General features: G+C 70.8%; 4 protein-coding genes. 3 read left to right on the top strand and 1 reads right to left on the bottom strand.

Going from position 1 to position 4,897, the window contains the following annotated elements; translation table 11 throughout:
- On the bottom strand, positions 1–1,514 hold a 1,514-nt coding region (locus B2J89_RS20695; RefSeq protein WP_169170739.1), incomplete at its 3' end, for a carboxyl transferase domain-containing protein.
- A 156-nt stretch (positions 1,515–1,670) separates the two neighbouring features.
- On the opposite strand from B2J89_RS20695, the gene B2J89_RS20690 reads away from it, so the two are divergent.
- From B2J89_RS20690 to B2J89_RS20680, 3 genes are all read left to right on the top strand, one after another.
- A complete protein-coding gene (locus tag B2J89_RS20690; RefSeq protein WP_371809110.1) occupies positions 1,671–2,735 on the top strand; it encodes an AraC family transcriptional regulator ligand-binding domain-containing protein in 1,065 nt (354 codons plus the stop codon).
- A 73-nt stretch (positions 2,736–2,808) separates the two neighbouring features.
- Positions 2,809–3,477 (top strand): glutathione S-transferase family protein, encoded by a 669-nt coding sequence (locus B2J89_RS20685; protein ID WP_169170738.1) that lies wholly within the window; start codon positions 2,809–2,811, stop codon positions 3,475–3,477.
- A 23-nt stretch (positions 3,478–3,500) separates the two neighbouring features.
- A partial coding sequence (locus B2J89_RS20680) for an AMP-binding protein (protein WP_169170737.1) occupies positions 3,501–4,897 on the top strand: 1,397 nt, incomplete at its 3' end.

Here is a 4,897-nt window from a genome sequence, read left to right as displayed (position 1 = left end):
TCGATCACGCCGTCGTCCCACAGGCGCGCGCTGGCGTAGTAGGGGTGGCCCTGGTCGTCGTACTGGCGGCGGATCGGGGCCTTGAAGGCTTCTTCCTCCTCCATGCTCCAGTGGCCGCCCTTGCCTTCGATGCCGTCGCGCTTGACGGTGGCGAGCACGCCGGCGGCCTGCTCGCCGCCCATCACGCTGATGCGCGCGTTGGGCCACATCCACAGGAAGCGCGGGCTGTAGGCGCGGCCGCACATGCCGTAGTTGCCCGCGCCAAAGCTGCCACCGATGATGATCGTGAACTTGGGCACGTTCGCGGTCGCCACCGCCGTGACCATCTTGGCGCCGTTGCGCGCAATGCCTTCGTTTTCGTACTTGCGCCCGACCATGAAGCCGGTGATGTTCTGCAGGAACACCAGCGGGATCTTGCGCTGGCAGCACAGCTCGATGAAATGCGTGGCCTTGAGCGCCGACTCGCTGAACAGGATGCCGTTGTTGGCGATGATGCCCACGGCCATGCCCTCGATGCGCGCAAAGCCTGTCACCAGCGTCGTGCCGTAGCGCGCCTTGAACTCGTCGAATTCGCTGCCATCGACGATGCGCGCGATGATCTCGCGCACGTCAAACGGCTTGCGCGTGTCCACCGGGATCACGCCGTACAGCTCTTCCGCTACAAAAAGAGGAGCTGCAGGCGCAGCATCGGCGGGCGCTGGAGCCTTGTTTTTATTCAAATTGCGCACCGCGTTGCGCGCCAGCTGCAGCGCGTGCAGGTCGTTCTGCGCCAGGTGGTCGGCGACACCCGACAGGCGCGTGTGCACGTCGCCACCGCCCAGGTCTTCGGCGGTAACTACCTCGCCCGTCGCGGCTTTCACGAGCGGCGGGCCGCCCAGAAAGATCGTGCCCTGGTTCTTCACGATGATCGACTCGTCGCTCATCGCGGGCACGTAGGCGCCGCCGGCCGTGCAGCTGCCCATGACCACGGCGATCTGCGCAATGCCCTGCGCGCTCATCTGGGCCTGGTTGTAGAAGATGCGACCGAAGTGGTCGCGGTCGGGGAAGACCTCGTCCTGGTTGGGCAGGTTGGCGCCGCCCGAGTCGACCAGGTAAATGCACGGCAGGTGGTTCTGCTGCGCCACTTCCTGCGCGCGCAGGTGCTTCTTCACGGTGAGCGGGTAGTAGGTGCCGCCCTTCACGGTGGCGTCGTTGCAGACGACCATGCAGTCGATGCCGCTCACGCGGCCGATGCCGGCGATCAGGCCGGCCCCGGGCGCGGCGTTGCCGTACATGTTGAGCGCGGCCAGCGGCGCCAGCTCCAGGAACGGCGTGCCCGGGTCGAGCAGCATCTGCACACGCTCGCGCGGCAGCAGCTTGCCGCGCGCGACATGCTTGGCGCGCGCGGCCTCGCCGCCGCCTTCGAAAATCTTGGCGATGTGCGCGTTCAGGTCCTCGACCAGCGCGCGCATGGCGGTGGCGTTGGCCAGGAAGTCGGCCGAGCGGGCGTTGAGTTGGGTGGGCAAAACGGGCATGGAGGCCTTTCCGGGGCGAAGGGGTCACAGGGCACGGCGCCGGCGGCCAGGCGCTGGGCGGGGCAGAAATTCGTGCCCTCAAGAATAAGCCGGGTGCCGGCCGCAAGGTTGCCACTGTGGTTGCAAATAGCGCCATGGCCCGGCACACTGCGGCCCATGCAACCCACCCCCTACGCGCGCCCGTCCGCCGCGCCCTTGGCCCCCGAGTCTTGGGGCCTCGCCGCCACGCCCATGGCCTTTGTCCAGGCCATTGCCCAGGCCTGCGCGCGCGCCGGCCTGGACCCGCGCGCGCTGCTGCACCAGGCACAAATCGCGCCAGACGATGCCAAAAATCCGGCAGCGCGCGTGACCGCCTGGCAGTTCGAGCGGCTCTCGGGCCTGGCCATGCAGGTGCTGGACGACGAGGCCCTGGGCTGGTTCAGCCGCCGCCTGCCCTGGGGCAGCTACGGCATGCTGGCGCGCGCCTCCCTCAGCGCGCCCGACCTGCAGCTGGCCGTCGCGCGCTGGTGCCGCCACCATGCGCTGATCGCCGACGACATCACGCTCACGCTGTCCGTGCAGGACGGCACGGCCGAAATCGCCATCGCCGAGCACCGCGACCTCGGCAGCCTGCGCGAGTTCTGCCTAGTGTCCGTGCTGCGCAACATCCACGGCCTGGCGTGCTGGTTCATCGACTCGCGCATACCGCTGCAGGGCGCGCAGTTTCCGTTCGCCGCGCCAGCGCACCAGGCGGCATACGACGTGCTGTTTTCCGGTCCCACGCGCTTTGCCGCCGGGCCCGCGGCGCTGCGCTTTGACGCGCGCTACCTGCAGCTGCCACTGCAGCGCGACGAGGCCGCGCTGCGCCAGATGCTCGAGCGCGCCCTGCCGCTCACGGTGCTGCAGTACCGGCGCGACCGCCTGCTGGTGCAGCGCGTGCGCCAGGCCTTGGCCGCCGACCCCGGCGCGCCGCACAGCGCCGAGGCGCTGGCGCTGCGCCTGCACCTGTCGCCGCGCACCCTGCACCGCCAGCTCAAGGACGAGGGCGCCTCGCTGCAGGCGCTCAAAGACGAGGTGCGGCGCGAGCGCGCCGTGGCCCTGCTGCACCGCACCGACCGCCCGATCAAGCAGGTGGCGCACGAGGCCGGCTTCACCAACGACAAGAGCTTCATCCGCGCCTTCCGCGGCTGGACCGGCCAATCGCCCGCCGAGTTCCGGCGCAGCGCGCGGGCGCCGGCATGATCTGCGCCCGCGTTGGCAGTTTTTGTTCCGCCTGCTTGCCTAGACTGGCCGTTTTGCCCCAGGCGCCGACGCCATGATCCACCTCCACCACTGCGTCAGCGCGCGCTCGTTTCGCCCCCTATGGATGCTCGAAGAGCTGCAGCTCCCTTACCGGCTGCACCTGCTGCCGTTCCCTCCGCGCACGCTGGCGCGCAGCTTTCTCGAGCGCAACCCGCTGGGCACGGTGCCGCTGCTGGTGCACGGCGACGTGCGCATGACCGAGTCCAGCGCCATGTGCCAGTACCTCGCGGCCTTGCGACCCGAGGCAGGGCTCGATGTGTCGGCCGCCGACCCGGCCTTTGGCGCCTACCTGAACTGGCTGCACATGGCCGATGCCACGCTCACCTTCCCGCAAACGCTGGTGCTGCGCTACACGCATTTCGAGCCGCCCGCGCGCCGGCAGCCGCAGGTGGCGGAAGACTATGGCCGCTGGTTCCTGGCGCGCCTGCGCGCCGTCGAAAGCGCCGCGGCCCGCAGCGACTGGCTCTGCCCTGGCCGCTTCACCGCCGCCGACGTGGCCGTGGGCTACGCCCTGCTGCTGGCCCAGCACCTGGGCCTGGACGCGCAGTTCGGCGAGGCCACGCGCGCCTACTGGCAGCGGCTGCAAGCGCGCCCGGCCTACCGGCGCGCGCTGGCGGCGCAGCAGCAGGCGGCGCTGGACGAGGGCATCTCGCCCCAGCCCTCGCCCGATATCCGCCCCTGATCGCCCCTGACATTGCCCGCGCCATGATCTCCATCGACGACACCACCACCATCGGCGACGCCTTCTTCCGCGCCGCCGCAGCCTACGGCCCCCACAGCCTGCTGGCCGTGCCCGCCAACCCGGCGCGCGCCTACGACCCGCAGGGCCGCGAGATCGGCTATGGCGAAGCGGGCGCGCAGGTGCAGGACCTGATGGCGCGCTACCGCGCCGCCGGCTATGGCCTGGGCCACCGCGTCGCCCTGTTTCTGGAGAGCCGGCCCGAGCACATGCTGCACAAGCTGGCGCTGAACGCGCTCGGCGCCTGCGTGGTGCCGATCAACCCCGACTACCGCCCGCGCGAGCTGGCCTACCTGATCGACCATGCACGCGTGGACCTGGCGGTGGCGCTGCCCGCGCGCCTGCCCGCCGTGCACGCCGCGCTGGCCGAGGCGCGCCACCAGCCGCCCGTGGCCACGCCGGACGAGATGGCGGCGCTGCCTGCACCGGCCCAGCCCGCGCAGCCCGGCGCGCCCGTGGCCGACACGCACGCCAGCATCCTCTACACCTCTGGCACCACGGGCCGGCCCAAGGGCTGCGTGCTCTCGCACCGCTACGAGCTCGCGGCCGGTGCTTGGTATGCCGGCCAGGGCGGCCTGGTCGCCATCCGCGAGGGCCAGGAGCGCCTGTACAACCCGCTGCCGCTGTTCCATGTGAACGCGTCCATCCTGTCGTTCTACTGCATGCTGCTGACCGGCGGCTGCCAGGTGCAGACCGACCGCTTTGCGCCCTCGCGCTGGTGGCAGGAGGTGTGCGAGAGCCGCGCCACCATCGTGCATTACCTGGGCGTCGTCGTGCCCATGCTGCTGGCCCAGCCGGCCAGTCCGCTGGAGCGCGCGCACCGCGTGCGCTTTGGCTACGGCGCCGGCGTCGAGCCGCAGCTGCACGCCGTGTTCGAAGAGCGCTTTGGCCTGCCGCTGGTCGAGCTCTGGGGCATGACCGAGATCGTGCGCATCCTCTCCGACCACCACGCGCCGCGCCAGATCGGCACGCGCGCCTTTGGCCGCGCGGAGCCCGGCCTGGAGGTCTGCGTCGTGGACGAATCGGGCGCCGAAGTGCCCGCAGGCCAGCCCGGCGAGATGTGGGTGCGACACTCGGCCGCCACGCCGCGCAAGGACTTCTTCAGCGGCTACCTCGACGACCCGGAGGCCACCGAGGCGGCCTGGCGCGGCGGCTGGTTCCACACCGGCGACATCGTCACGCGCGATGCCGGCGGCATGCTGCACTTCATGGACCGGCGCAAGAACATCATCCGCCGCTCGGGCGAGAACATTGCCGCCGCCGAGGTCGAGGCCTTGCTGCTCACGCACCCGATGGTGCACCAGGCGGCCGTGCTGGCCGTGCCCGACGCGGTGCGCGAAGAAGAGGTGCTGGCCTGCGTGGT

Source organism: Acidovorax sp. SRB_24 (assembly GCF_012931925.1).
Note: the sequence above shows the minus strand (reverse complement) of the source record. Positions and strands in the feature narration are given on the sequence as shown.